The organism is Micromonospora sp. DT68 (genome assembly GCF_049847245.1).
In the GTDB taxonomy this organism is placed as follows: Bacteria; Actinomycetota; Actinomycetes; order Mycobacteriales; family Micromonosporaceae; genus Micromonospora; species Micromonospora profundi.
Map to the genome: position 1 here is coordinate 434,530 of NZ_JBNCNZ010000004.1, position 24,932 is coordinate 459,461.

Consider the following 24,932-nt stretch of genomic DNA (forward strand, 5'->3'; position numbering starts at 1 on the left):
CTCGCTGCTAGCCGACAACGGGTTGCTCCTGGGGGTAGCGGTAGAGCCGATGCCGGGTGTTCAGGGCGATCGCCGAGCCGAGGGTGAGCGGCCCGACCCGACCGATGAACATGAGCACTGTCAGAGCCAGTTGGCCGCTGGCCGGCAGCGTGCCGGCCAGGCCGACGGTCAGACCGGTGGTGCTGAACGCGGACGTGACCTCGAACAGGGCCGAGACGAAGGGAACGCCCTCGGTGAGCAGCAGCACCGCCATCGTCCCGGCCGTGACCAGCGCGACGCTGAGCAGGGCCACTGTGACCGCCTGCCGCTGGCTGGCGGTGGCCACCCGCCGGTGCCCGACCGTCACGTCTGGCTCGCCGCGCAGCTCCGCCCAGATGGTGAACCCGAGCAGGAAGAACGTGGAGACCTTGATTCCGCCGGCCGTGCTGGCGCTGCCGCCCCCGATGAACATCAACACGATCAGCAGTGGATAGCTCTCCTCCTGCAGGGCGCTGATGTCCAGCACGCTGTAGCCGCCGGTGCGGCTCAGCGCGATCTGGGTGAACGAGGCGAGTGCCTTGCCCCGGGAGTCGTACGGGCCGATCGTCTCGGCGTTTGTCCACTCGGCGGCGAGCAGACCGGCGAAGCCGAGCAGCAGCAGCACGGCACTGCCCCAGATGGTCAGCTTGGTCGCCACCGCCCAGCGGGCCGGCTGACGCCATTCTCGGGCCGCCTCGAACAGGGCCGGAAACCCGAGCCCGCCGACGATCGCGCCGAGCGCCAACGGCAGCGACACCCACGGGTCGCGATTGAAGGCGAGCAGACCGTCGGAGTAGAGCGCGAAGCCACAGTTGTTGAACGCCTGCACGGAGTGGAAGACGCCCGACCAGAGCGCTCGCCCCGGCGGGTAGTCGTAGGTCAGCCAGAGCCGGCCGGCGACCACCGCGGTCATCACGGCCTCGCAGGCGAAGACGGTCACCGCGATCCGGCGCAGCAACCGACCCACGTCACCGAGCCCGAACTCCGCCGTTTCGGCCTGCACGAGCAGCCGATTGCGCAGCCCCAACTGGCGCGAGACCACAAGGATCACCAGCGCCGCCGCGGTGAGGATGCCGAGACCGCCGAGCTGGGTGAGCAGTGTGATCACCAGCAGTCCCCAGCCGGACCAGTAGTTGGGGGTGTCGGTGACAGCCATGCCGGTGACCGACACCGCCGACGTGGCGGTGAACAACGCGGTGGTCAGGGGTGGGCGCTGGTGCTGCACTGTCGCCCAGTGCGCCATCAGCAGTCCGGTGCCGAGCAGGATCGGCACCAGGAAGGCGAACGGCACCAGCCGCACGGGGTTGCGGAAGAACCGGCGCACCAGACAATCTTCCTGTTCCAGTCATCGTTCCGAGTGGGAACAGGCATTCCGGAGATTCACCAGCCGGTCAGTCATCGACAAACTTCCGGCTAGGCGCGGACGGTCTGCTGCGGCGGATTCGCCGACGACAGGAGACGGCGTTGCGACGTACCCTCTCGCCCCTCGCCTCGCCGGCGCTCTACACCGCTGTGAAGCTCACCGGGATCATCGGTGGTGGCTTGCTGGCGGCTGACCACCGGTGGGGTGCTGCTGGTCGCCTGGCGGCGTAAGCGGTCGCTGATCGCCTGACCCGTCCACGGGGGAGGGAGGTGTCCGGCACGTCCGGGCACCCCGTGTTCCGTCGGGTCGCCGGACCGCCACCCCCACCCGGCGGTGTCGTTCAGCTATTGAAGGCTGACGAAAGGTGGTCGGGAACCTGCGGCGCTCTTCCCATGCGTACGGATGTTCGACAGTATGGCATTTCGTGATCGGAAGGAGGGCGCATGGCCGATAAGAGCGCCATCGAGTGGACGGAAGCGACCTGGAACCCCACCACCGGTTGCGACCGCATCTCCGCCGGATGCGACAACTGCTATGCACTGACACTGGCGAAGAGACTCAAGGCCATGGGCTCGCCCAAGTACCAGACGGACGGAGACCCGCGCACGTCCGGCCCAGGATTCGGCGTGGCCCTGCACCCTGATGCCCTCGACGTTCCTCGTCGTTGGCGCGACCCCCGGACCGTCTTCGTTAACTCGATGTCGGACCTGTTCCACGCCCGGGTTCCTCTCACCTACGTCCAACAGGTGTTCGCTGTCATGCGCGAGACCCCGAGGCACACCTTCCAGGTGCTCACCAAGCGTGCCTCGAGGCTCGTGAAGGTCGCCCATCAGATCGAGTGGCCGGCGAACGTCTGGATGGGCGTGAGCGTCGAGGACCGCACCCAGCGGGAACGGATCGACCAACTCCGTGAGGTGCCGGCCGCGGTACGTTTCATCTCGGCCGAACCGCTGCTGGGGCCACTGGTCGACCTGGATCTGGACGGCATCGACTGGCTGATTGCAGGGGGCGAGTCGGGGCAGGGCTGCCGCCCGATGGATCCGGCATGGGTGCGCGATCTCCGTGATCAGTGCGCGGCTGCCGGTACCGCCTTCTTCTTTAAGCAGTGGGGCGGACGTACGCCGAAGGTTGGCGGCCGGCACCTCGACGGTCGGACCTGGGACGAGATGCCGGTCCCGCGCGTACTCGTGCAGGCATAGGGGCTGCCGCAGACCTGTGCCGGATCAAGGCCGCCATAGGACTTCCTTTTAGAAGTCACCCGTGCCGGGGTTGCTGATCCGGCCTTGCCGGTGCAGCGACTTGACGGCCTGTCGTACATGGGGTGCCCAGGCATGCCCAAGCACGTCACCGTAGATCTCCGGCACCCGATCGACGATCTTGATCGTCCCGTTCTGTTCGAGCACCTTTACGATGTTCCGCTCGATCGCACGTGACCAGCGAGGGGCGTTCTCGGCCTTGTACTGCTCGGCGTCGAAGACGGGACCGTCGGCGAACAGCGTGTCCGCCACGTGGTCGCCTCGGCGGATTTGTTCCCGGACCCACGCCTCCTCCCATTCGACGCCAGCCTTACCGAGGGTGTCGGCGAAATGCCAGGCACCCTCACCATGGGTGGTGAACAGGGCGAGGACGTACTTCGGGGCGAGGCCGGGTCGTGGCCGCACCGGCATCTGCACGGCCTGGTAGTCGGAACCGTGGGTGAGGTCTTGGGCGTACCTGTCTGCAACCCGTAGCGCGACGTCCGTGGCGCGCTCGTCATCGCCCGCATCCGACACCTCGGCGAAATAGCTGCGCCACCAGTTGCCACCGAGGAACCGATCCAATCGGGCGGCGGTCCTCCGGTCGCTCTCCGAGAGCCCGCCTGCTCGATTCTCGGCGACGTGGACGGCACGTCCCATCCGGGCAACGGCGGAGACGCTGAAATGCAGCAAAACCTCGGTCGGCGGCCAGTTCGGGCGCCCCAGTAGCCGTGTCCGGATCAGATCGAAGTCGAGGGCCGGGCCGAAGGGATCAAGGAAGGCGAAGAGCGAGGCGCCCTTGGCTCGGGCCAGCACCTCGGGCAGGTGCTGGTCCAGGGTGCCCTGGCGAAGTTCACGTCGAACCGCTCCGCCTTTGGCGCGGAGCACCTGCTCCAGGTTCGCGTAGCTATTCGGATCCTGCTCGACGAAGAACGCGAGCACGTCACGGAAGCCTTGGACGAACTCAGCGCACCGGGACAGCAGCAGTGGCGAGCCGGGCTCTCCGCCGTCGTACTCGCCCTTGCCGGCATAGCCATCCAGGAAGACGATCGGGTTCCCCTGCCCCGTCTTGGAGGCGAACACCACGGGATAACGCTTGAGGATGCCGTGCTTCAGCACTGCGGCTGCCTTCTTCGACCGGAAAAATTCGTCGTTGCTGGACAACGGCCCTCCCCGCGTCGCTCACTTCTGGTCATGAGAAGGTAGCGCTGCGTTGGGGGGCGCGCTGGCCGCAAGAGTGCCACTCGGAACGGGTTCGATCGGCGGAACGCCCAGTTGGCAGCGCCGATGGCCCTCTGGTGGGTGATAGGTGTCCGGCCCTCAGTCCATGATCTGACACCGGCGCAGCGCAGGGGTGGAAACTCGGCGCAGGCGAGCCACCGTAGGCCAGGAGGCGGCGTCTATTGGCCGGGCGGCTCGGCCACATAGGTGCCGCGTCCGGGCTGGCCGGTGATCAGCTCGCGGTCGTGCAGCAGCGAGAGGGCCCGCGAGGCGGTGTTCATGTGGACCGAGTAGGTCTCGGCGAGTTCGCGGGTGGACGGTAGTTTGTCACCCGGCTTCAGCTCGCCGCTCTTGATCTTCCCGGCGATGTCGTTGGCGATGCGACGATATGGGGCTTCTGCTGTGGGCATGGTGAGGGCTCCGGTCGGTTCGGCATCTTCGATCATGCCGGCCTACACCAGTAACTGCAACAAGCTGTCGTGTCCTGACCGCGCAGGGGCCGACCTACACAAGTATTTGGGGTAGGTTGCTGAGTGTCCGGCTCCGGTTGGTTCGGCAAACCCTCGGAGGGCCGGCGTGAAAGGGCTCCGGGTCCGTACCGCCGATGAGGGCTGCGGGCGTGGTGCCGGGCGGTCCGGTGGCGTCCCCTACCCGTGCACCGGGCCGCCCTCCATAAGCGGCGGTGTGTCGAGGCTGCGCCAAGGTATCGGGAAACGAGGACGGTGGCCATGCGTAACGTGCTGAATAAGTTCCGCCGGCTGAACCGGCGCGCGCGCCGCGCGGGCCCGCCGAACGCCGGCTGGTACCGGTCGGAGTCCTGCCGGCCGCTGACCGCTGGCCAGATCCGAGAGCGGCGCTTCGGTGTCGTGCGACGTGGCCTCGACCCCGCGGAGGTGTACGCCTTCCTGCACCGCGTCGCCGCCGAACTGGCCGTCACGCGGCGGGACCTCGCTGTCACAACCGAGGAGAACGTACGGATCAAGCGGGCGCTGCGGAGTTGGCAGTCCCGGTTCGCCCCCGGCGTCCGCCGATGAGTGAGGGTGAGCGGGGGCGGTTCGTAGTCCACCTGCCGGTTTTCGCCGTCGACCTGGCGGGGGCGCTGCGGTTCGCTCGGGTAATCACCCGGGCGCTGAGCTTCCTGGCGGACGTGGATCGGGCCGAGACGACGGTCAGCGAGGAGGCCGCACAGTTCGTCCGCCATCGGGTCTACTGCGACAACCTGCTCGACGGCCCCTGGCGGTGCCCGCGCCCGGCCGACCACGACGATCCCTGCGCTAGCCCGGGCGGATGACCGCCGTCGCTCGATGCAGGATGTAGTGGCGCCCAGGACCCGGTGTTCTTGTGGAGGACTCGGCGGTTGCTGGCGCTGCCTGCGGGCGGCGGCCACATGAACAGGTCCTGCGGCCGACCCGACGGCGCGAATGGCGAGGGACGACACACCGCTGAGCTGGTCGTGGAGGTTTGGGCCATCGGGAGCGAGTGCTATCCGGTGATAGTGCCCTCCGTTGTAACCTCCGGCCACCTCATTCCTGTTACTTGTGTGTTTCTGCCACATAGCTCGTGGGTGACGTCACTTCTAGCGTGGGCCGTCACAAAGAAGTTCTCTCCCTCCGAGTCCTCATGTGGAGTCGCAATGACGGTCCGGACGACGCGGCGGGTGTTCCTCTCCGCCGCCACGATGATGGCCGCGGCGTTGGCCGCCACGGCCTGTGGCAGCCCGCAGGACACCGCCACCGGCGGCGGCGACAGCGCCGCGCCGGTAAAGGTTGGCCTGGTGTACTCCCAGTCGGGTGCGCTGGCCAGTTACGGAAAGCAGTACATAGAGGGGTTCAAGGCGGGGCTCGACTTCGCCACCAAGGGCACCGGCAAGGTCGGTGACCGCACGATCGAGGTGAGCGAGGTCGACGACGCGGGAGACCCCGCCAAGGCGGTGTCCGCCGCCAAGGACCTGATCGGCAAGGGTACGAAGATCATCGCCGGTTCCACCGCCTCCGGCGTGGCGCTCCAGGTCGCCCCGATCGCGGCGCAGAACAAGGTCCTGTTCATCTCCGGGCCGGCCGCCACCGACGCGGTGACCGGCGCCAACAAGTACACGTTCCGTTCCGGCCGGCAGTCCTACCAGGACGTGGTCACCGCCAGGTCGTTCATCGGCGACCCGGCCGGCAAGAAGGTAGTGGTCTTCGCCCAGGACGGCGCGTTCGGCGACGCCAACGAGGCAGCCGTCAAGGCCGTCATCGGCGGCGCGGGCGCCACCGTCAGCAGCGTACGGGCACCGGCCAGCGCCACCGAGTTCACGCCGTTCGCCAGCCAGATCAAGACCGCGAAGCCGGATCTGCTCTTCGTCGCCTGGGCCGGCACCACCGCCCCGGCCATGTGGCAGACCCTCGACCAGCAGGGCGTGCTGTCGTCCACGACCGTCGTGACCGGCCTCGACATCCGCGCCTCCTGGCCGACGTTCGGCGCGGCCGGCACGAAGATCTCCTTCCTGTCGCACTACTTCGACGGCGCGTCCGACACCGAGGCCAGCAAGGCGCTGAAGGCCAAGGTCGGCACCGTCGACCTGTTCCACCCGGACGGCTTCGCCGCAGCCCAGATGGTGGTCCGTGCCGTGCAGGAGGGCGGGGAGGACGTCGACAAGATGGTCACCGCCCTGGAGGGATGGAGCTTCGACGGGGTCAAGGGCAAGATGACCATCCGAGCCGAGGACCACGCGCTGCTCCAGCCGATGTACCAGGCCAAGCTCACCGGCAGCGGCACCGCCTTCACGGCCACCGCGCAGAAGAGCCTCACCGGTGACGAGTCGGCGCCGCCGGCCGTGGCCATGAAGGGCTGAGAAATGCTCGCCACCCGCGGTCTGACCTGGCGGATCGGTGAGGTCGCCATCGTCGACAGCGTCTACCTCGACCTCGCGCCCGGAGAGTTCCTGGGCGTGATCGGGCCGAACGGCGCAGGCAAGACCTCACTGTTCAACCTGATCACCGGCCTGCGCCGGGCCACGGAGGGCCGGATCACCCTGGACGGGCAGGACATCGGGGCGCTCCCGCCGCACCGGCGGGCCCGCCTCGGTCTGGGCCGTACCTTCCAGGCATCCTCGGTCTTCGGTTCGCTGAGCGTGCGGGAGAACGTCCGGCTCGCCGTGCAGGCGCACCGCGGGGGCTCGATGGCACTGTGGCGGCGGGCGGCGGCCGACCGGGAGGTGGCCGCCGCCGCCGACGCGGCGCTCGACCGGGTCGGCCTCGCCCACCGGGGTACGGCGCTGGCCGGCACCCTGGCCCACGGCGAGAAACGCAAGTTGGAGATCGCCCTGCTGCTCGCCGGTGAACCACGGGTGATGCTGCTGGACGAGCCGATGGCAGGGGTGAGCGCCGAGGACGTACCCGAACTGGTCGCGGTGATCAAGTCGTTGACCGGGGACAGCAATCGGGCGGTGCTGATGGTCGAGCACCACATGGACGTCATCCTGGAACTGGCCGACCGGATCGCCGTCATGCACCACGGCGCGCTGCTGGCCTGCGACACCCCGGAGACGGTGATGGCCAACCCGACGGTGCAAGAGGCCTACCTGGGGGAGTCCCTGTGACCGAACCGATCCTCAGTGTGGAGGACCTGTCGGTCCGGATCTCCGGGCTGCACATCCTCCAGGGGGTGTCCTTCACTGTCGCCCCGAGCGGCGTGACGGTCCTGCTCGGCCGCAACGGCGTCGGCAAGACCACCACGTTGCGCGCCATCCTCGGCCTCACCCCGCCCGCGGGCGAGGTGCGCGGCGCCATCCGGATGGGCGCGCAGAGCCTGCTGGCCCGCCCCACCCACCGGCTGGTCCGCGGTGGGCTGGGCTACGTGCCCGAGGACCGGGACGTGTTCGCCGGCCTCACCGTCGCCGAGAACCTGCGGCTCGCCGAGCGGCGCGGCACTACTCCCGCGTACGACAAGGTTTTCGCGCTCTTTCCGGAGCTGGACCGGCGCGGACGGCAACGGGCGGGTTCGCTCTCGGGCGGGCAGCAGCAGATGCTCTCGATCGGGCGGGTGCTGCTCAACGACAACCGGCTGCTGCTGATCGACGAGCCGACCAAGGGGTTGGCGCCAAAGGTGGTGACCGAGGTGGCCGAGGTCCTGGAACGGGTCGCGGAGTCGGTGCCGGTGCTGCTCGTGGAGCAGAACCTGGCGGTGGTACGACGGTTGGCCCGCGACGCCGTGGTGCTCGCCGCCGGAAAGGTGGCCTGGACCGGCGACGCCCGCGAGCTGCTGCTGGAGACGGCGCTGACCAAGTCGCTGCTCGGCGTGGGCACCGGTGAGGCGCACCGCCCGACCGGCGCGGACCGGGCTGCCGTGGCCGGGAAGGACGCAGGCTGATGGGGACCGTGATCCTGTTGGCGTTGACCGGGCTCGGCCTGGCGGCGCTGTACTTCCTTGTCGCCTCCGGCCTGTCCCTGGTCTTCGGCCTGGCCGACGTGCTCAACTTCGCGCACGGGCTGTTCCTCGGGGTCGGCGCGTACGGCACCTGGTGGGCGGCGGGCAACCTGCCGGGCGCCAGCGGCGACGGCTGGGGCTTCGTGCTCGCTGTCGCCTTCGGGGTGGCCGCCGGCACGCTCGTGGCGATCCTTGTCGAGCTGGTGCTGATCCGTCCGCTCTACTCCCGCACCATCGAGCAGGTGCTCGTCACGGTCGGCCTGTCGCTGGCCGGGGTGGCGCTGTTGCAGGCCACCTGGGGTGCGGACGCACGCCCGTTCCCGCGTCCTGACTGGACCCGACAGGTCACCGGGATCCTCGGCGCGCAGGTGCCGAACGGCGGCCTGCTGCTGATCATCGCGGCGGTGCTGGTGCTCGGCGCGATCCTTGCCTTCCTGCGCTGGACCCGGTACGGCCTGGTGATCCGGGCCGGCGTGGAGAACCGGGAGATGGTGACAGCGCTCGGCATCGACGTCCGCAAGGCGTTCACGCTGGTCTTCGCGATCGGTGGGGCGGCAGCCGCGCTCGCCGGAGCGCTGGGCGGCGTCTACTTCGGCACCGTCTCGCCCGGTCAGGGCGGCTCGCTGCTGATCTTCGCGTTCATCGTGGTGGTGATCGGCGGGATGGGCTCGGTGGTCGGCTCCGCGTACGCGGCGGTCGTCGTCGGGCTGGTGCAGCAGTTCGTCAACTACTACGGCACGTCCGGGCTCGGCGACATCTGCGTGGTCGGGCTGCTGGCCGTGGTGCTGCTGCTGCGCCCGCAGGGCATCGCCGGAAAGGTGGCAACGGCATGACGGTGATCGACGCTCCTCCCGCGCAGGTGCCCGACGAGCTGACTCCGCAGCGGGGGCGGTGGCACGGGGTCCGCCCGTTCCTGCCGCTCGTGGCGTTGGCGGTGCTGGTGATCCTGCCGTACTCGACGATCTCCCTGCCGGGGATCTTCGAGGGGCCGCTCAACTCACCGGGCACCCTGCAACTGCTCGCCATCTGCCTGATCTTCGGCGGGCTGGCCGCCGGGTACGACCTGCTCTTCGGCCGGACCGGCATGCTCTCCTTCGGGCACGCGCTCTACTTCGCGGCAGGCGTGTACGGCACCGACATCCTCATCACCCGGGCCGGCCTGCCGCTGTGGCAGGCGGCGCTGCTGACCATCACCGGCGGCACGATCCTCGCCGCGCTGCTCGGCGCTGTGGCGCTGCGTACCGTGGGCATCGCGTTCGCCATGGTCACGCTGGCCTTCGCACAGGTCGGGGCGATCCTGGTGGCGCGCGACTTCGGTGGGCTCACCGGCGGCGAGGAAGGGCTGCCGCTGGACGTGTCCGGGCTGCCCGCCGGCCTGGTGGGGGTGACGAACACGGTGAACCTGTACTGGCTGGCGCTGGCGTACCTGACGCTCGTGGTCTTCGTGGTGCACCGGGTGAGCGGTTCACCAACCGGTCGGGTGCTCGCCGGCCTCCGCGACGACGAGCGGCGGATCGGTGTGCTCGGGCTGGACCCGTACCGCTACAAGCTTGTGGCGTTCACCCTGGCCGGCGGGCTGGCATCGGCGGGTGGGGTGGTCTACGTCCTGATCGTCGGCGGCGCGTCACCGCACATCACGTCGTCCGAGCTGACCCTGTCGCTGCTGGTCATGGTGGTGCTCGGCGGGCCGGGCACCCGGTGGGGGCCGGTGCTCGGTGGCGTCCTCTACATGTACCTGGACCACCGGCTCACCGCCTTCGGCACGAGCGACGCGGTGGACAACCTGCCGGCCTTCCTCAGCAACCCGCTGAGCCAGCCGCTGTTCGTCCTCGGCACGGTCTTCATCCTGGCCGTCTACTTCTTCCCCGGAGGCCTGACAAGCCTCGCCCCCCGCCTGTCCCACCTAACCAGAGCCCTACGCCCCCCCACCCGCCGCTAACCGCCCCACCCCCCAGAATCCCGTCGATCATGAGGTTGTCGGGCGACACGCCGTCGTTCGAGACAGGTAACTTCATGATCGACGGGATTCTGTGTGCGGGGAGGTCGGGGAGATGGGCGGGCGGCTTGCGGTTGTCAGTGGGGGCGGGACCGGGATCGGCGCCGCCGTCGCGGGGACGCTCGCTCGGGACGGGTACGACGTTCTGATCGTCGGCCGGCGGGCGGACGTGTTGACGGAAACCGCGGAGCGGATCTCTGTCGAATGTGGGCGTCCCGACGCCGTCATCGCCGTTACCGCTGACCTGACCGACCCGGCGCACCTCGACCGGGTTCTCGCGGCGGTCGGCGACCGGCCGGTCGACGTGGTGGTCAACAACGCCGGCGGGTACCTCAGCGGGGAGACGGGCACGCTCGCCGGAACCGCCGCGTACTGGCGGGCCAACCTGGACGCCAACGTGCTCACCGCCGTGCTGCTCACCGAGGCGCTGCGGCCGGCCCTTCGCCGACCTGGCGGCCGGGTGATCCTGATCAGCTCGATCTCCGCCCAGCGCGGCGGCGGTGGGCCGTACTCGGCGGCGAAGGCTGCCCTGCACGGCTGGGCGTACGACCTGGCCGCGCAGCTCGGCCCGGAGCAGATCACGGTGAACGTGGTGAGCCCCGGCTACGTCGCCGAGACCGAGTTCTTCGGCGACCGGATGACCGCCGAGGGGCACGCGAAGCGGGTGGCGGCGACGCTGGTCGGGCGTGCCGGAGTGCCGGACGACGTCGCCGAGGCCGTGCGCTATCTCGCCAGTCCGGCCGCCGGATACGTCACCGGGCAGGTCCTCGGAGTCAACGGGGGCTCGGTCCTCGGCCGCTGAGCACGCGCCAACGCACCGACGACGAAGGGGCGGCGGTCCCCCGTGCGACCGCCGCCCCCTACGTCGTGGCTCAGCCGTTAAGCAACTCGTACGCCAGGGCCGGTGCCTTGGTGGCGGCGGCACCGGTAGGCACGCCGATCTTCGGCGCGCTGCCGTAGTCGGTGTACTTGACGACGTAGTCGTACGCCTTCGCCTTGCCGGCGGCCGGGATCTTCAGGGTCAGCGAGGCCAGGTGCTTGTCCTCGCCGACCACGGCGGTGAACGGCACCTTCTTGGCGGCCTCGCCGAGCGCCGCCGCCTCGCCGTCCTCAAGCGAGTTCGCCGCCTCTCCCTCGCTCACGTCGATGAACCCGACGTACCGTCCGGGGCTCTGCTCCTTCACGGAGGTGGCCGCCTGGAGGAGCGGCCCGGCGTTGCCCTGGTCCGCGCCGTCGTAGGTGGGGATGGAGGCGGCGTCGGTCAGCTTCGCGGGGTCCAACTTCAACCACTTGTTCGGGAGCTTCGGCAGGCCCGGACGGCCGGTGAACTTCGCCTTCATCCAGGTCTCGTCCCCGATCACGAGGAACGACATCTTCACGGCGATACCGTCGGAGTCCGGCGGCAGCGTGGTGTGGAGCTCGAACGCCTTCGACTCGTGGTCGATCAAACCGGTGAGCGTGCTGGACGCGTCCTTGCCGCTGAACCGGAACGTCCCTTCGGTGCCGTCGGGTACGGCGTCGATCAGCGCCTCCTTGGGGCTGACGCTCGGGCTGGCGGCCGGGGTGTCCTGCGGCGCCGCTGCGGGCTCGTCCTTCGACCCGCAACCCGCGAGCAGGCTGGCCGTGGCCAGCACAGCGGCGACCGTGCCGAACGTCCGTCGGATGGTGCCGGCGGTGCCCGTTGCCTGTGTCATCACACTTCTCTTTCTCGATGCGTGGCTCTTGCCGACGACGATGCTGCCGGCCGCCGCGGCGGTCCGACTGCCGATATGCTGCCGTCCGGCTGCCGGGCACTGCCGTCCGGTGCCCCACGGGGGTATCAGGAGCGGAAACTCGCATGTCAGGAACGCTGCGTTTCGAGATCCTCGGGCCTCAGCGGGCCTGGTACGCCGACCGGGAGATCGATCTCGGCCCCGGTAAGCAGCGTGCCGTGCTTGCCGTTCTGCTGCTCTCCGTCGGCCGTTCGGTGCCCACGGGGCAGATCGTCGAGGCGGTCTGGCCGGAGGATCCACCCGCGAACGGCCCCAACGTGGTGCAGAAGCACGTCGCCGGGTTGCGCCGGGTGCTGGAGCCGGACCGGTCACCGCGTACGCCGGGGCAGGTGCTCAGCCTGACCGACGCCGGTTACCTGTTGCGGGTCGACCCCGATGGGGTGGACGCTGTCCGCTTCGAGCGGACGGTGCACCGCGCCCGGCAACGCCACGCGGAGGGCCGCGCCACCGAGGCGCTGAGCGAGCTGGCCGCAGCGCTGGAGCTGTGGCAGGGGGAGCCGTTCGTCGGTTTCACCGGGCCGATATTCGATGCCGCCCGGCAGCGGCTTGTGGAGTTGCGGGCGGTGGCGCTGGAGACCCGTGCCGAGCTGACACTTGACCTCGGCCGGCACCGGGAACTGATCGGCGAGCTGCGGGAGTTGGTGGCCGAGTTCCCCGTCCGGGAACGGCTGCGGCACCAGCTCATGCTCGCGCTGCACCGCAGCGGCCGGCAGGCCGAGGCGCTCGCCGCCTACCGGGAGTTCGGCAGCCTGCTCCGGGAGGAGTACGGCATCGAGCCGGGCGAAGCGCTCCAGGAACTGCACAGGCGCATCCTGCGCTCCGACCCGACGCTCACGGCACCGGCGAAGCCGCTTACGGCACCGGCGAAGCCGTCGGATGATCGGCAGCTGCCCGCGTTGGCGCCGTCCCCGACCGCCGGGCTCAGGTCCGGCGCCTGGGAGCCGCCGAGCGCGCCGGGTCGGTTCCCGAGCGACGTCGGCTATCCGCCGCCGGCCCTGCTCCCGCCGCCGATCCTGCTCCCGCCACCGGTGGCCGACAGCCGGCCTGCGAGACCCCAGTCGCCGCCCTGGGCGAGCAGGGCCGCCACCCTCGCCGGTACGGTGCTCGTCCTGTTCTCCTTCGGTTGTCTGACCTGGCTGGTGATCCTGGCCTACGCGGTCTGGCGGCGTAGCTGGCGTCTCGCCGTCGCCGGCATCGGCTACCTGGCGATAGTCGTCGTCGAGGTGGCACTGCTCGACACCGAGAACCCGGACGCCGAGGTGCCCGGCCTTGAGGCGGTTACGTTCCTCGGGCTGGCCGTCGTCACCTGGATCCTCGGAGCGGTGCACGTGATCCTGCTCAGCCGAGGGCTCTGGGCGGCGATCACCGGAAACCTGGGCGGCAGCGCGAAGCAACGCGCCCAGGAGGAGCGGCGCATCCGTCGTGAGCACGCCCGCTACCTGCTCTACCACCACCCGGCGGCCCGCGACGAGCTGCGCGTGGGGCGGCCCGACCTTCCCCGGACCTTCGACGACGGCGGTCTGATCGACGTCAACGCGGTCCCGGAGCAGGTGCTCACCGGCCTGCCCGGCCTGACGTCCGAGCAGTGCCGGCAGATCGCTGTGGACCGGTGGCTACGCGGCCCGTACACCTCGATGGAAGAACTCGCCGCGCGCTGCCTGCTGCCGCCGACGGCCACCGAGCCCCTGCGCGACCTGCTGCTGTTCCTCCCTCCAGCCGTCCTGGCCGACGAGGCGCGGGCGCCCGGATCGTGACCGCCACCTCCCGCGCGGGCCGGGGTTCTGACGCACGGCGCTGGTAGACATGTCGGGTGGAGACAGCAGAGCGGGCGGCGGTACGGGAGCGGGCCGAGGCGGTGCTGCGCCGGCTGGCCGGTGAGCACGCCCGGCTGCGTGAGGACCAGTGGCGGGCCATCGAGGCGCTTGTCGTCGACCGGCGGCGGGTGCTCTGCGTGCAACGCACCGGCTGGGGCAAGTCGGCTGTCTACTTCGTGGCCACCGCGTTGCTGCGCGACAGCGACCAGGGTGGCGCGCAGGGCGGCCAGCACGGCCCGACCGTCATCGTGTCGCCGCTGCTGGCGTTGATGCGTAACCAGGTCGAGGCGGCAGCGCGGGCCGGCATCCGGGCTCGCACGATCAACTCGGCGAACCTCGACGAGTGGGACGCCATCACCGCCGAGATCCAGGCCGGTGCTGTGGACGTGCTGCTGATCAGCCCGGAGCGGCTCAACAACCCCGATTTCCGCGACGGCGTGCTGCCGAAGCTTGCCGCGACCACCGGCCTGCTTGTCGTCGACGAGGCGCACTGTGTCTCCGACTGGGGGCACGACTTCCGGCCGGACTACCGACGGCTGCGCACGTTCCTCGCCGAGCTGCCGGAGCGCACCCCGGTGCTGGCCACCACCGCCACCGCGAACGCCCGGGTCACCCAGGACGTGGCCGAGCAGTTGGGCGACGCGCTCGTCCTGCGCGGCACCCTGGACCGCGAGTCGCTGCGCCTCGGTGTGCTCGACCTGCCCACACCGGCGCACCGGCTGGCCTGGCTCGCCGACCACCTGGACGAGCTGCCCGGCTCGGGCATCGTCTACACGCTCACCGTTGCGGCAGCGGGGGAGACGACCGAGTTCCTGCGCTCCCGGGGCTACCCGGTCGCCTCCTACACCGGGCAGGCCGAGGACGCCGACCGGCGAGCCGCCGAGCAGGACCTGCTGGACAACAAGATCAAGGCGTTGGTGGCGACCAGCGCGCTGGGCATGGGCTTCGACAAGCCCGACCTGGGCTTCGTCGTCCACCTCGGCGCTCCGCCCTCACCGATCGCGTACTACCAGCAGGTCGGCCGCGCCGGCCGTGCCGTCGAACACGCCGAGGTGCTACTGCTGCCCGGCACCGAGGACGCCGCGATCTGGCGCTACTTCGCCTCGCTGGCGTTCCCGCCCGAGCAGCAGGTCCGGGCCGTGCTGGCAGCCCTGCACACCGACCGCCCGCTCTCCACCCAGGCCCTCGAACCCCTCGTCGACCTGCGCCGCGCCCGGTTGGAGCTGATGCTCAAGGTCCTCGACGTGGACGGCGCGGTCCGCCGGGTGCGCGGTGGCTGGCTCGCCACCGGCGAGCCCTGGGTCTACGACGAGGGCCGGTTGCGCCGCGTCGCCGAGGCGCGCACCGTCGAGCAACAGGCAATGCGGGAGTACGCGTCGACCCCCGACTGCCGGATGCGATATCTGCGGGAGCGCCTGGACGACACCGGGGCGACCGACTGCGGCCGGTGCGACAGGTGCGCCGAGCCCCTGTTCTCCGCCGACGTGTCCACCGCCGCGCTCACCGCCGCGCAGGCGTTCCTGGGCCGCCCCGGCGTGGAGATCGCGCCGAAGAAGCTCTGGCCGACCGGGTTGGAGGCTGTGGGCGTACCCCTGAAGGGCCGGATCGCCCCGACGGACCAGGCGCTGCCGGGGCGCGCCGTGGGGCGTCTCTCCGACCTGGGTTGGGGTGGCCGGCTGCGCGAGCTGGTCGGCCCGGAGGCAGTCGACACGGCGGTGCCCGACGACGTGGCCGGGGCCGTCGTGGAGGTGCTGAAGGCGTGGGCGCACGGCGACGACCCGTGGCCCCGCCGGCCGGTGGCGGTGGTCGCGGTCGGGTCCCGGCGACGGCCCCGGCTGGTGGGCTCGCTTGCCGAGCGGATCGCGGCCGTGGGCCGGCTGCCGCTGCTTGGCGAGATCGCGTCGACAGGTCCGGGCGGCCCTGGTGGGCCGCGCGGCAACAGCGCCCAGCGGGTACGCGCGCTGCACGACGCCTTCACGGTGCCAGCCGACCTGGCCGACGCGCTGGCCGGCCTGGACGGCCCGGTGCTGCTCGTCGACGATCTTGTCGACTCGGGCTGGACGATGACGATCGTGACCCGCGCTCTGCGCCGGGCCGGCGCACCGGACGTGCTGCCCCTCGCTCTCGCGGTGGCCGGCTGACCGGTCGCTCCCCGCCCGGAGCGGAAAAGTTCCCGGCGCGGGCGGATTGCGACGGTCGCCACGCCGTCGCGACGTCGACCAGGGCTGGCCAGCGGCGACGGTACCGTGGGCGACATGACCGATCCGCACCCCGTCCCCTGCGCGCGCCCGCTGGACGCCGGCGCCGCCGCGACGGGCCACGTGCTGGACGCCTGCAGTGTCTGACCAGGTCTCCTCCGTGGCGGACCGGAGCACGATCCGGCTTGCGCTTGTGGTCGGCGGCCTGGTGCTCGCCGTGCTGCTCGGGTTCGGCCTCGGCCGTCTCAACAGCGGAGGGACCGGCGGCACCGCCACCGCCGGTGTGTCGTCATCGACCGACGGGCACACCCACCCGCCGGGCACCGGAGTCCACGATCACGGTGCCGTGACGGGCACCGACGGGCAGGCGGGCGCCGAAGCCGGCGGCCTGTCGGTCAGCTCGTCCGGCTACACGTTCGCGCCGCTGGCCACCGAGTTCCCGGTCGGCCAGCAGGGGCAGTTGCGCTTCCAGGTGCGGGACGCGCAGAGCCGGCCGGTCACCCGCTTCGCGGTCGTGCACGACAAGCCGATGCACCTCATCGTGGTCCGCCGCGACCTCACCGGCTACCAGCACCTGCATCCGACAATGGCGTCCGACGGCACCTGGTCGGTGCCGCTGACCCTCGCCCAGCCGGGCGTCTGGCGGGCGTACGCCGATTTCACAGCGGTGGCCGACGACGGCGGCCAGACGGCCGTGACCGTCGGCGTGGACCTCGTCGCGCCAGGCGGCTACCAGCCGCGCCCACTGCCGAAGCCTGCCACGTCGACGACTGTGGACGGGTTCACCGTCAGCTACCAGGGCAGCCCGCAGGCCGGGGCGACTGTGCCGTTGACGTTCCGGGTCGAAGGCGCGGGCGGTGTCGCGGCGTTGGAGCGCTACCTCGGCGCGTACGGGCACCTGGTGGCGCTGCGGGAGGGCGACCTCGGCTACCTGCACGTGCACCCGGAACTGGAACTGGTGGACGGCCAGGTGAAGTTCTGGCTGACCATTCCCGACCCGGGGCGCTACCGCCTGTACCTCGACTTCCAGGTCGACACGATCGTGCACACCGCCGAGTTCACGCTGACGATCCCCTGACCCACACCTCGCGGTGGGGTCAGCCGGCTCGGCGGATGGGGCGGCGGGCCAGGTAGCGGAGGAGGTCGCGGATGTGGTGTTTCTCCTCGGCCGGGACGGTGGGATCGGCCAGCCGGTCCAGGATGACGCGGACGTCCGCCTCTACCGGACCGTCGTCGCCGCGCTTGCGGGGTGCCGGCCCCGCGTCGGGCAGCCCGAGTGCCCGGAACGCGGCTGCCACCGGCAGGTCCAGTGCGGCGCAGAAACCGCGAACCTTTGCCAGCTCGGGGTAATCCTGCCAGTCGCCAGCCAGCCAACGGAACACCGTGGAGCGACCCACGCCCGTGTGTTGGGCAAGATCGGTCACGGTCCAGCCGCGCTCGTCGCGCGCGTCGTCGATGGCGCGACGGACGAAGCGGGCGAAGGCCATCTGCGGTGTAACGTCTGCGGAACCCATCCGTGTGTGTTGATCCCTCCCGGCTGGGCACTGGGCGATGCATCACGAGAGTAGTACGCCCGCAGGCGGAAACCACTGACTGACCACACAAACCGTCCCATCGATGAGACTCCGTCTCCCGCTGTACCTGTGCCACCACCGAGCGATCATCGTCGTTCTTCTACTAAGCTCGGTGCCCGTCCCGGCAGGGCGTTTGTTCGCCTGTCGCCTCCGATCGGACCACCGCCGAGGAGCACCATGGCCGAATCGAGTCGTCCGCGGCCGTACCAACCTGGTGCGGTGAGCCTCTTCTTCGTCGCCAAGGCTGGCGTGTTCGCCGCCGCGTTCTGGATCTGGTTGCTGTTGATGGCGTTCCGCACCCACGAGGCGACCGGTGTGGACGTGCTGGCCGCAACCGGCGCCATCACCACGACGCTTGTCGCCGTCGTGCTGGGCTCCCGGTTGGCGTTGCAGCGCAACGCCGCCATCCGGCATGCCGAGACGAAGAAGCTGCTCGTCGACATTTCGTGGAACGCCTTCGCGGCGGCCGGCAACGCCGAGGGCGCGGGCAAGGTGGTGCCCTTCCCGATCAGCCCGGTCGGGGGCGACCGCGTCAACCAATGGCCCGACGGGGACCGGGTGTCGGTGTTCGACCGTGGTCTCGGCGGTCGGGACCGGGGCAGCAGCGGCGGCCGGCGACGCTGAAGCCGGACCGGCTAGGCGACGGGTGGCTGGTCGGCGGTGGCCAGCAGGCTCTCCAGGCGGGGCGTGACCCGCCACTTGTCGACCAGTTCGCGGTACTCCGCACGCTGGGCCCCGGTTGCCTCGGCGCCGGTACGGCGGGCACGGATCAGCAGGTTGCGCGGGGTGTGCTGGGAGTCCACGAACTCCACCACCTCGGCCCGGTAGCCGTGCACCCGCAGCAGCCCGGCCCGCAGCGCGTCGGTGAGGACGTCGGCGAAGCGCTCGCGCAGGATGCCCTGCCGGGTCAGCAGGTCGTACGGGGTAGGTGGGGGCTGTGTGCGTAGCTGCTTGGCCAGGTCGTGGTGGCAGCAGGGCGCGGCAAGCACCCAGCGGGCCTCCCAGCGCACCGCGCGGGCCAGCGCCTCGTCGGTGGCGGTGTCGCAGGCGTGCAGCGCCAGCACCAGATCCGGCGCGGGGTCGACGACCGCGTCGGCGATAGTCCCGGCCACGAAGCTGACCTTGTCGGCCCAGCCCAGTCGCTGCGCCAGCTCGGTGTTGCGCCGCCGCTGGTCCTCACGGACGTCAACGCCGATCAGTTCGACGTCGAGCCCACGCCGGGACAGGTAGCGGTACGCGGCGAAGGTCAGGTAGGCGTTGCCGCAGCCCAGGTCGACAACCCGCAACGGGCCGGTCAACTCGTCGGGCAGTGTGGCGGCCAGGGCTCGCAGGAACGCGTCCACCTGGCGGCGTTTGGCCGCCGAGCCGCCGATCTCGGCGAAGATCTCGTCACCCGGGTCCAGCAGGTATTCCTTCGCCCGGTCATTTCCAGCGGGCGCTGCCGCCGGTCGGGCCGTCGCCGCCCGGTGCACCTGCGCCTCGCCGGACTTGGTGACCCGCAGTTGGAGCGTCGCGTCGGCCGTCTCGACGTGCCAGTTGCCGAACGGCTCGGCCAGCAGCTCGTCGACCGCCGCAGCCGACTCCGCGCCGAGGGCGACATTGCGGGTGTACGGGCGTACACCGTCGGAGGTGGCGATCTGGAGCCGGGGACCGGCCTTGATCGTCACCGGCCGCAGTTCGGCCCGGGCCACTGCGGGACGGCGACCCCGTCGGCGGCCGGCGGCGACGGCCCTGGTCAGAGTGGGGTCGAGGAGCAGGGTGCGGACCTCGGTGAGGGCGGCGTCCAGTGGTTCCGGCATCGTTCCATCTTCGGCAGGTGGGGCGGGAAGGGAACATCCCCCGTACCGCGCTCAGGCGGTCCGGGGGATGTCGGGTGGATCTGCGGGTCAGTCCGCGGTCGCCTCGGCCGGCGTACCCGCGCCGGAACCGCCAGAACGGCGGCGCCGGCGGCGACGCGGCTTGGACGGCTCGCCGTCGGCGGCGGCTGCGGCCGGTTCGGCCGGTGCCGCGTCGGCGGAGATCACCGCGGTGGCCTCGGCCGCGACCGGCTCGCCGGCCCGGCGGCGACGCCTGCGGCGCGGAGTACGGGTGGCCTCGTCGCCAGCGGCGTCGGCTGGTGCCTCGGCGGCCGGCGTATCGGCGTCGGTGCGGTCGCGGCGGCCGTCGCCCCGGCCACGGCGCTCGCCCCGGCCCTCGCTACGGCTCTCACCGCGACGCGGACCGCGACCACCGCTGTCGCCCCGGCGGGAACGGGTCGTCCCACCCAGGTCTTCCTCGATCTCGGCGGACAGGCCGGCCCGGGTGCGCTCCGCCGTGGGCAGCGTGCCGCTGACCTCGGTGGCGATGTGCAGGTCGGTGTAGAGGTGCGGCGACGTGTGGTACGTCTCCGGCGGCTCGGGCATGTCCAGACCGAGGGTCTTGTCGATGATCCGCCAGCGGGGCATGTCGTCCCAGTCGACGAAGGTCACCGCGACGCCCGTCGCTCCAGCCCGGCCGGTCCGGCCGATGCGGTGGGTGTAGGTGTCCTGGTCTTCCGGGCAGTCGTAGTTGATGACGTGGGTGACGCCTGTGACGTCCAGGCCCCGGGCCGCCACGTCGGTGGCGACCAGGATGTCGATCTTGCCAGCCCGGAAGGCCCGCAGGGCCCGCTCGCGGGCGCCCTGGCCCAGGTCACCGTGCACCGCTGCGACCGCGAACCCGCGGAAGTCCAGGTCCTCGGCGACCCGGTCGGCAGCCCGCTTGGTACGCGTGAAGATCATGGTCAGCCCGCGGCCCTCCGCCTGGAGGATGCGCGCCACCACCTCGACCTTGTTCATCGAGTGGGTGCGGTAGACAAGCTGCTGGGTCTGCGGCGACGGGCCGGTCTCGGCGGTGTGCCCGGCGTGGATCGTCATCGGCTGGCGCAGGAAGCGCCGGGACAGGGTGACGATCGGGTCCGGCATGGTGGCCGAGAACAGCATCGTCTGCCGGTCTTCCGGAAGCATCGCGAGGATCTTCTCGACGTCGTCGAGGAAGCCCAGGTCGAGCATCCGGTCAGCCTCGTCGAGGACGAGCGCGCGTACCCGGTCCAGCCGGAGGTGCTTCTGCTTCTGGAGGTCCATCAGACGGCCGGGGGTGCCGACCAGGATCTCGACGCCCTTGCGCAGCGCGTCGATCTGCGGCTCGTACGCCACGCCGCCGTAGATCGGCAGCACCCGGACGCCGCGTGTGCGGCCGGCGGCGGCGAGGTCCTTGGCGACCTGGATGCCCAGCTCACGGGTGGGGACGACGACAAGCGCCTGGGGAACGCCGTCACTGCCCTCGCTCGGAGCGAAGACCCGCTCCAGCAGCGGGACGCCGAAGCCGAGGGTCTTGCCGGTGCCGGTGGGGGCCTGGCCGATGAGGTCCACGCCGCGCAGGGCGATCGGGATCGCGTACTCCTGGATGGCGAACGCACGGGTGATGCCGGCCGCTGCCAGGGCCTCGACGGTCTCGTCGCGGGCGCCGAGCGCGGCGAAGGTGGGGGCCTCCGGCCGAACCGGGGCTGTGGGTGCCAGTTCCTGGCCGTCCATCAGATCTTCAATCAATTCGCTCATGTGGATGTGGGGGTGCCCTCTCGTGGGTGCGCCCGTCATGTCCTCAGGGCGCGTTCGGTATGACGCGGGCCACACGGTCGGGGGCAGACTGCCGAGCCGGACCGGGCCGCACGCGCGCCGCGGGCTGAGCTTCGATCAGATCGGCGCCCACGGCAACTGCTCCATGCTACCTGAACAGGCAAGCTCACGTCCCGATTCCCGGGCGGCCAGCCGCCACGCGGGGGGCGCCATTGTGACCCGCGCCACAGCGGCTCTCGCGCGGCTCCGTGTGCCACGCACGGGCCACCCGGCGGGCCTCCGCGCGCGGTAGCCTGCGCTCGTGTCCGCGCCGACCACCCCCGGTCCTGCCGTCGCCGACCTGCTGGGGCTTGTCGCCTTCGGCGAGTTGCTCGCCTTCGAACGGAGGGCCGGCGACGCCCGACTCGCCCCCGACCTGCACCGCCGCGCCGGTCTGGACGAGATGGCGGCGGCCGAGATCGCCAACTACCGCAGGCTCGCCGACCGGCTCACCACGCTCGGCGTACTTCCCGAGGTCGCGATGGCGCCCTACGTGGAACCGTTGCAGGCGTACCACGACTCGACCGAGCCACGGGACTGGGCGGAGGTCGTCACCAAGGCGTACGTCGGTGACGCGATCACCGACGACTTCATCCGGGAGATCGCCGACGCGCTCGACGAGCCCGACCGGGCGCTGGTGCTGGATGTGCTGCACGACTCGCGCTACGCGGAGTTCGCCGCCATCGAGATCAGAGCGGCTGTCGCGGCCGACCCCCGGGTGGCCGGCCGGCTCTCCATGTGGGCCCGGCGGCTGGTCGGCGAGGCGTTGTCCCAGGCTGGCCGGGTTGCTGTCGAGCGGCCCGCGCTCACCACGCTGATCGCGCAGGGCGAGCGGGTCGATGTGCCGGGGCTGTTCGGGCGGCTCACGGCGACGCACACCAGGCGAATGGCGACAGTCGGGCTTAACAACTGACCTACGCGCCGACTGTGCGGTCCCGGCCCGCGGCAGGTGGCCGACGCCGACCTGCCGCGATGGCCGGACCGGTCAGCGGACTGTGAAGCCGACCGCTCGGGGGGACGCCTCGGCGATCTCGACGTAGGCGACCTTCTCGACCGGAACGATGACCCGCCGGCCCTTCTCATCGGTCAGGGAGAGCGTGCCGCCATTGCCGGCGAAGGCGTCGGTCACGATCTGCTCGATCTCGGCCGGCGACTGCGCGCTGTCCAGAACCAGCTCGCGCGGCGCGTACTGCACGCCGATCTTGACCTCCACTGTGCCTCCTCAACTGGGGCGAAAGAACCGCCCTGCGAAGGCTATCCGATCACGGGGGCGGTGGTCAGGCTGACTCACCTTGCAGCGGGAAGCTCGCGATACCCCGCCACGACAACGCCGCCACCAACGCCTCGGCCTCCGCCTTGGGCACCTGCCGGCCCCGGGCAAGCCAGAACTGCGCGGCAGTCTCCGCAGCGCCCACCAGCCCGGAGGCGAGCAACTCGGCGTGCGCCCTGCTCACGCCGGTGTCCGAGATGATCGTGTCGGTGATCGCCGCGATGCAGCCCTGCTCGACCCGCTCCACCCGCTGCCGTACGGCCGGGTCGTTGCGCAGATCCGACTCGAAGACGAGACGGAACGCCTCGCTCTCGTGGTCGACGAAGTCGAAGTACGCCCGCACCGACGCGCTGACCCGCTCCTTGTTGTCGCTCGTGCCGTGCATCGCATCCTGCACTTTGGCAACGATGGCATCACAGTGCGTGTCGAGCAGGGCCAGATAGAGCTCCATCTTCCCCGGGAAGTGTTGATAGAGCACCGGCTTGGAAACCCCGGCCCGCTCGGCGATGTCGTCCATCGCCGCAGCGTGGTAACCCTGCGCGACGAACACCTCCTGCGCCGCTGCGAGCAGCTGCTTACGGCGCGCCGAACGGGGCAGGCGGGTGGGCCTGCCGGCGGTCTGTGCACCGTTCCCCACAGCGGTCATGGGATCCTCCGAGTTCTCCGTACGAGCCGGCATTTTCCCCCCAAGACGGGGCGGCCCGCGATCGCGTCGTGGAAATGGCCCGCCGCTGTAACTTATCGCCACTCTCCCCACACGGTAGCCTCAGCGGGGGCGACCAAGGAGCGCGCGGTGAGTGAAACAGGGCAACCCGGAGCCGCCACCCCGGGAGAGCACGGTGACGGAACGGGTCAGCACGACGACCCGGGCCGTTCCGGCGACGGGTGGGCGCCCCCGGCGGGCGGGTGGTCCCGAGCCGCCGAGCGCGAGGCTGCCCGGGAGCAGGCGCCACGCTGGCAGCCCGACCCCGCGTCCGGTTGGCGGGCCGCATCCGCGAGGCACGGCGACCTGCCTGCCCCGCTGGGCGGCAGGCCCACGGAGCCCGAGCCTCAGGCGCGTGTAAACGGTCACCACACCAACGGTGTCCGTCGCCCCGATCCGGAGACCAACGGCGCGGGGCGCGCCGACGCCGAAACCCACGGTGTACGCCCTCCCGGCGCCGATCTTCCGTCGAGCCGTCCCGCGCCGGTGAGTGCGCCGCCCGGGCTGACCGCGGAGGCCCGGTCCGACGCCTCCGGTGACCGTCTGGTGGTGCCGGCCCAGCGCCCCGCGCCATCGGGCGAGCAGACGTCTGGCGAGACCGACCCGGTGCGGCATTCCACGGCCGATCCGACGGGCCCGCGCAGCGCCCGCTGGGCCGACCCCAAGTTGCCCACCTCGACGCCGTCACCAGTCCAGGTGCCGCCCGTCGGCACCGCCGCCTCCGGTTTCGAGGTGCCGCCCGGCCTCCACGCGCCGACCGGCGAGCGGCAAGCCGCCGACGCCGAGCGTGCGTTCGACGGTGAGCGCGGCTTCGACGGTGAGCGCGGGCTTGACGGTGAACGTGGCTTCGACGACGAGCGCGGGTTCGAGGCTGAGCGTGGTCTCGACGGGCCGCGAGGCTCCGACGGGCCGCGAGGCTCCGACGGGCCGCGAGGCTCCGACGGGCCGCGAGGCTCCGACGCTCCGCGCGGTTTCCGCGGGCCGGCCGGGGAGCGTTCGGCCACCGATACCCCGCGCGGCTGGCGCGAGCCGGAAGCATCGGCCGACCCTGAGCGGGGTGCCGGGCACACCGACGACTCCGCGCCCGATCGCCCCGCCGGGGACACGCACCGGGCCGGGGAGTCGGCGACCATCGAGCCGGACTGGTCCGGGCCGAGCTGGAACCACCCGAGCCGGGGCAGTGGCTGGGAGCCGCCCTGGTCACGCCAGGCCAATGAGCCTGCCGGCCGTCAGGCACGGGACGAGTCCGCGCCGGGTTGGGTCGCCGAGCCCAACCGGCCGTACGAGCCGGTGCGCGCCGAGTCACCCCGCCCGTACGAGCCGGTGCGCGCCGACCCGCCGCAGGCGTACGACACGACCCGGGACGACCCGGACGCCGAGCCCGGCGCAGCCGCACGCTCGCCCTGGGCAGACGGCCCCGCCCCCACAAGCGGCCCACCGGCCGACGGCCCGTCGTGGGCAGGTGGTTCGGATCGGGCACCGGTGAGTGCTCCGCCGTCCCGCCCGTCGTGGGCTGGTGCTTCCGATGCGGCGCCGGTCAGTCCACCCCCTCGCCCGTCCTGGGCCGGTCCGGCGTCGACCATCCCATCCCCGCCCCGGCCGTCCTGGGCCGGCGGTTCGGATCCGGCGCCGACCAGCGGTCCGCCGTCGCGTCCGTCGTGGTCCGGTTCGGATCCGGCGCCGACCAGCGGTCCGCCGTCCCGTCCGCCCTGGTCCGGTCCCGATCCGG

25 protein-coding genes are annotated in these 24,932 nt (G+C 71.2%); 15 read left to right on the forward strand and 10 right to left on the reverse strand.

Going from position 1 to position 24,932, the window contains the following annotated elements:
* Window positions 1-7 precede the first annotated feature (7 nt).
* The gene (locus tag ACPXB1_RS10585) at window positions 8-1,342 is read right to left on the reverse strand and encodes a TrkH family potassium uptake protein (protein WP_425735130.1); all 1,335 of its coding nucleotides are present in this window, start codon (window positions 1,340-1,342) and stop codon (window positions 8-10) included.
* Window positions 1,343-1,482: 140 nt separating this feature from the next.
* On the opposite strand from ACPXB1_RS10585, the gene ACPXB1_RS10590 reads away from it, so the two are divergent.
* Together ACPXB1_RS10590 and ACPXB1_RS10595 are read left to right on the forward strand one after the other, a co-directional pair.
* The gene (locus ACPXB1_RS10590; protein WP_425735131.1) at window positions 1,483-1,611 is read left to right on the forward strand and encodes a hypothetical protein; all 129 of its coding nucleotides are present in this window, start codon (window positions 1,483-1,485) and stop codon (window positions 1,609-1,611) included.
* 213 nt (window positions 1,612-1,824) lie between these two features.
* Window positions 1,825-2,580 (forward strand): DUF5131 family protein, encoded by a 756-nt coding sequence (locus ACPXB1_RS10595; protein WP_425735132.1) that lies wholly within the window; start codon window positions 1,825-1,827, stop codon window positions 2,578-2,580.
* Between the two features lie 48 nt (window positions 2,581-2,628).
* On the opposite strand, the gene tcmP is transcribed toward ACPXB1_RS10595, so the two are convergent.
* Both tcmP and ACPXB1_RS10605 read right to left on the reverse strand, forming a co-directional pair.
* Window positions 2,629-3,780, reverse strand: coding sequence for a three-Cys-motif partner protein TcmP (gene tcmP / locus ACPXB1_RS10600; protein ID WP_425735133.1), 1,152 nt, complete (start codon window positions 3,778-3,780; stop codon window positions 2,629-2,631).
* Window positions 3,781-4,016: 236 nt separating this feature from the next.
* Window positions 4,017-4,283: a GntR family transcriptional regulator gene (locus ACPXB1_RS10605; RefSeq protein WP_425735134.1), complete on the reverse strand. Its 267-nt coding sequence runs from the start codon at window positions 4,281-4,283 to the stop codon at window positions 4,017-4,019.
* A 282-nt stretch (window positions 4,284-4,565) separates the two neighbouring features.
* Here ACPXB1_RS10605 and ACPXB1_RS10610 point away from each other — a divergent pair, with 282 nt between their 5' ends.
* From ACPXB1_RS10610 to ACPXB1_RS10645, 8 genes are all read left to right on the forward strand, one after another.
* Window positions 4,566-4,871: a DivIVA domain-containing protein gene (locus ACPXB1_RS10610; RefSeq protein ID WP_425735135.1), complete on the forward strand. Its 306-nt coding sequence runs from the start codon at window positions 4,566-4,568 to the stop codon at window positions 4,869-4,871.
* The gene (locus ACPXB1_RS10615) at window positions 4,868-5,128 is read left to right on the forward strand and encodes a hypothetical protein (RefSeq protein WP_425735136.1); all 261 of its coding nucleotides are present in this window, start codon (window positions 4,868-4,870) and stop codon (window positions 5,126-5,128) included. The genes ACPXB1_RS10610 and ACPXB1_RS10615 overlap by 4 nt, the downstream gene beginning before the upstream one ends.
* Window positions 5,129-5,470: 342 nt before the next feature.
* On the forward strand, window positions 5,471-6,670 hold the full coding sequence (locus ACPXB1_RS10620) for a substrate-binding domain-containing protein (protein ID WP_355589538.1): 1,200 nt from the start codon (window positions 5,471-5,473) through the stop codon (window positions 6,668-6,670).
* Between the two features lie 3 nt (window positions 6,671-6,673).
* The gene (locus tag ACPXB1_RS10625) at window positions 6,674-7,417 is read left to right on the forward strand and encodes an ABC transporter ATP-binding protein (protein ID WP_387156076.1); all 744 of its coding nucleotides are present in this window, start codon (window positions 6,674-6,676) and stop codon (window positions 7,415-7,417) included.
* A complete protein-coding gene (locus ACPXB1_RS10630) occupies window positions 7,414-8,187 on the forward strand; it encodes an ABC transporter ATP-binding protein (protein WP_355589534.1) in 774 nt (257 codons plus the stop codon). The genes ACPXB1_RS10625 and ACPXB1_RS10630 overlap by 4 nt, the downstream gene beginning before the upstream one ends.
* Complete coding sequence (locus ACPXB1_RS10635) at window positions 8,187-9,077, forward strand: branched-chain amino acid ABC transporter permease (RefSeq protein ID WP_053654083.1); 891 nt, start codon at window positions 8,187-8,189, stop codon at window positions 9,075-9,077. Before ACPXB1_RS10630 ends, ACPXB1_RS10635 begins: the two co-directional genes overlap by 1 nt.
* Window positions 9,074-10,183: a branched-chain amino acid ABC transporter permease gene (locus ACPXB1_RS10640; RefSeq protein ID WP_355589532.1), complete on the forward strand. Its 1,110-nt coding sequence runs from the start codon at window positions 9,074-9,076 to the stop codon at window positions 10,181-10,183. The genes ACPXB1_RS10635 and ACPXB1_RS10640 overlap by 4 nt, the downstream gene beginning before the upstream one ends.
* 112 nt (window positions 10,184-10,295) lie before the next feature.
* A complete protein-coding gene (locus ACPXB1_RS10645) occupies window positions 10,296-11,042 on the forward strand; it encodes an SDR family NAD(P)-dependent oxidoreductase (RefSeq protein ID WP_355589531.1) in 747 nt (248 codons plus the stop codon).
* A 70-nt stretch (window positions 11,043-11,112) separates the two neighbouring features.
* Here ACPXB1_RS10645 and ACPXB1_RS10650 read toward each other — a convergent pair whose 3' ends face one another.
* A complete protein-coding gene (locus ACPXB1_RS10650) occupies window positions 11,113-11,934 on the reverse strand; it encodes a hypothetical protein (RefSeq protein ID WP_355589529.1) in 822 nt (273 codons plus the stop codon).
* 143 nt (window positions 11,935-12,077) lie between these two features.
* On the opposite strand from ACPXB1_RS10650, the gene ACPXB1_RS10655 reads away from it, so the two are divergent.
* The 3 genes from ACPXB1_RS10655 to ACPXB1_RS10665 all read left to right on the forward strand — a co-directional run bounded on the left by ACPXB1_RS10655 (window position 12,078) and on the right by ACPXB1_RS10665 (window position 17,102).
* Complete coding sequence (locus ACPXB1_RS10655; protein WP_355589527.1) at window positions 12,078-13,766, forward strand: BTAD domain-containing putative transcriptional regulator; 1,689 nt, start codon at window positions 12,078-12,080, stop codon at window positions 13,764-13,766.
* Window positions 13,767-13,822: 56 nt separating this feature from the next.
* Window positions 13,823-15,967: a RecQ family ATP-dependent DNA helicase gene (locus tag ACPXB1_RS10660; protein WP_355589525.1), complete on the forward strand. Its 2,145-nt coding sequence runs from the start codon at window positions 13,823-13,825 to the stop codon at window positions 15,965-15,967.
* A 217-nt stretch (window positions 15,968-16,184) separates the two neighbouring features.
* Window positions 16,185-17,102 (forward strand): hypothetical protein, encoded by a 918-nt coding sequence (locus ACPXB1_RS10665; RefSeq protein ID WP_355589523.1) that lies wholly within the window; start codon window positions 16,185-16,187, stop codon window positions 17,100-17,102.
* A 19-nt stretch (window positions 17,103-17,121) separates the two neighbouring features.
* Here ACPXB1_RS10665 and ACPXB1_RS10670 read toward each other — a convergent pair whose 3' ends face one another.
* The gene (locus ACPXB1_RS10670) at window positions 17,122-17,538 is read right to left on the reverse strand and encodes a helix-turn-helix domain-containing protein (protein ID WP_355589521.1); all 417 of its coding nucleotides are present in this window, start codon (window positions 17,536-17,538) and stop codon (window positions 17,122-17,124) included.
* Between the two features lie 279 nt (window positions 17,539-17,817).
* On the opposite strand from ACPXB1_RS10670, the gene ACPXB1_RS10675 reads away from it, so the two are divergent.
* Window positions 17,818-18,222: a hypothetical protein gene (locus ACPXB1_RS10675; RefSeq protein WP_355589519.1), complete on the forward strand. Its 405-nt coding sequence runs from the start codon at window positions 17,818-17,820 to the stop codon at window positions 18,220-18,222.
* Between the two features lie 11 nt (window positions 18,223-18,233).
* On the opposite strand, the gene ACPXB1_RS10680 is transcribed toward ACPXB1_RS10675, so the two are convergent.
* Both ACPXB1_RS10680 and ACPXB1_RS10685 read right to left on the reverse strand, forming a co-directional pair.
* Window positions 18,234-19,397, reverse strand: coding sequence for a class I SAM-dependent methyltransferase (locus ACPXB1_RS10680; protein ID WP_355589517.1), 1,164 nt, complete (start codon window positions 19,395-19,397; stop codon window positions 18,234-18,236).
* Window positions 19,398-19,484: 87 nt separating this feature from the next.
* Window positions 19,485-21,173: a DEAD/DEAH box helicase gene (locus ACPXB1_RS10685; RefSeq protein ID WP_425735137.1), complete on the reverse strand. Its 1,689-nt coding sequence runs from the start codon at window positions 21,171-21,173 to the stop codon at window positions 19,485-19,487.
* 319 nt (window positions 21,174-21,492) lie between these two features.
* Between ACPXB1_RS10685 and ACPXB1_RS10690 the strand changes: the two genes are divergently transcribed.
* A complete protein-coding gene (locus ACPXB1_RS10690; RefSeq protein ID WP_355589513.1) occupies window positions 21,493-22,143 on the forward strand; it encodes a ferritin-like fold-containing protein in 651 nt (216 codons plus the stop codon).
* Window positions 22,144-22,215: 72 nt separating this feature from the next.
* Here ACPXB1_RS10690 and ACPXB1_RS10695 read toward each other — a convergent pair whose 3' ends face one another.
* The 3 genes from ACPXB1_RS10695 to ACPXB1_RS10705 all read right to left on the reverse strand — a co-directional run bounded on the left by ACPXB1_RS10695 (window position 22,216) and on the right by ACPXB1_RS10705 (window position 24,271).
* The gene (locus tag ACPXB1_RS10695; protein WP_030329796.1) at window positions 22,216-22,443 is read right to left on the reverse strand and encodes a DUF3107 domain-containing protein; all 228 of its coding nucleotides are present in this window, start codon (window positions 22,441-22,443) and stop codon (window positions 22,216-22,218) included.
* Window positions 22,444-22,507: 64 nt separating this feature from the next.
* The gene (locus ACPXB1_RS10700) at window positions 22,508-23,146 is read right to left on the reverse strand and encodes a TetR/AcrR family transcriptional regulator (protein WP_355589511.1); all 639 of its coding nucleotides are present in this window, start codon (window positions 23,144-23,146) and stop codon (window positions 22,508-22,510) included.
* A gap of 741 nt (window positions 23,147-23,887) precedes the next feature.
* The gene (locus ACPXB1_RS10705) at window positions 23,888-24,271 is read right to left on the reverse strand and encodes a hypothetical protein (RefSeq protein WP_425735154.1); all 384 of its coding nucleotides are present in this window, start codon (window positions 24,269-24,271) and stop codon (window positions 23,888-23,890) included.
* Window positions 24,272-24,932 lie beyond the last annotated feature (661 nt).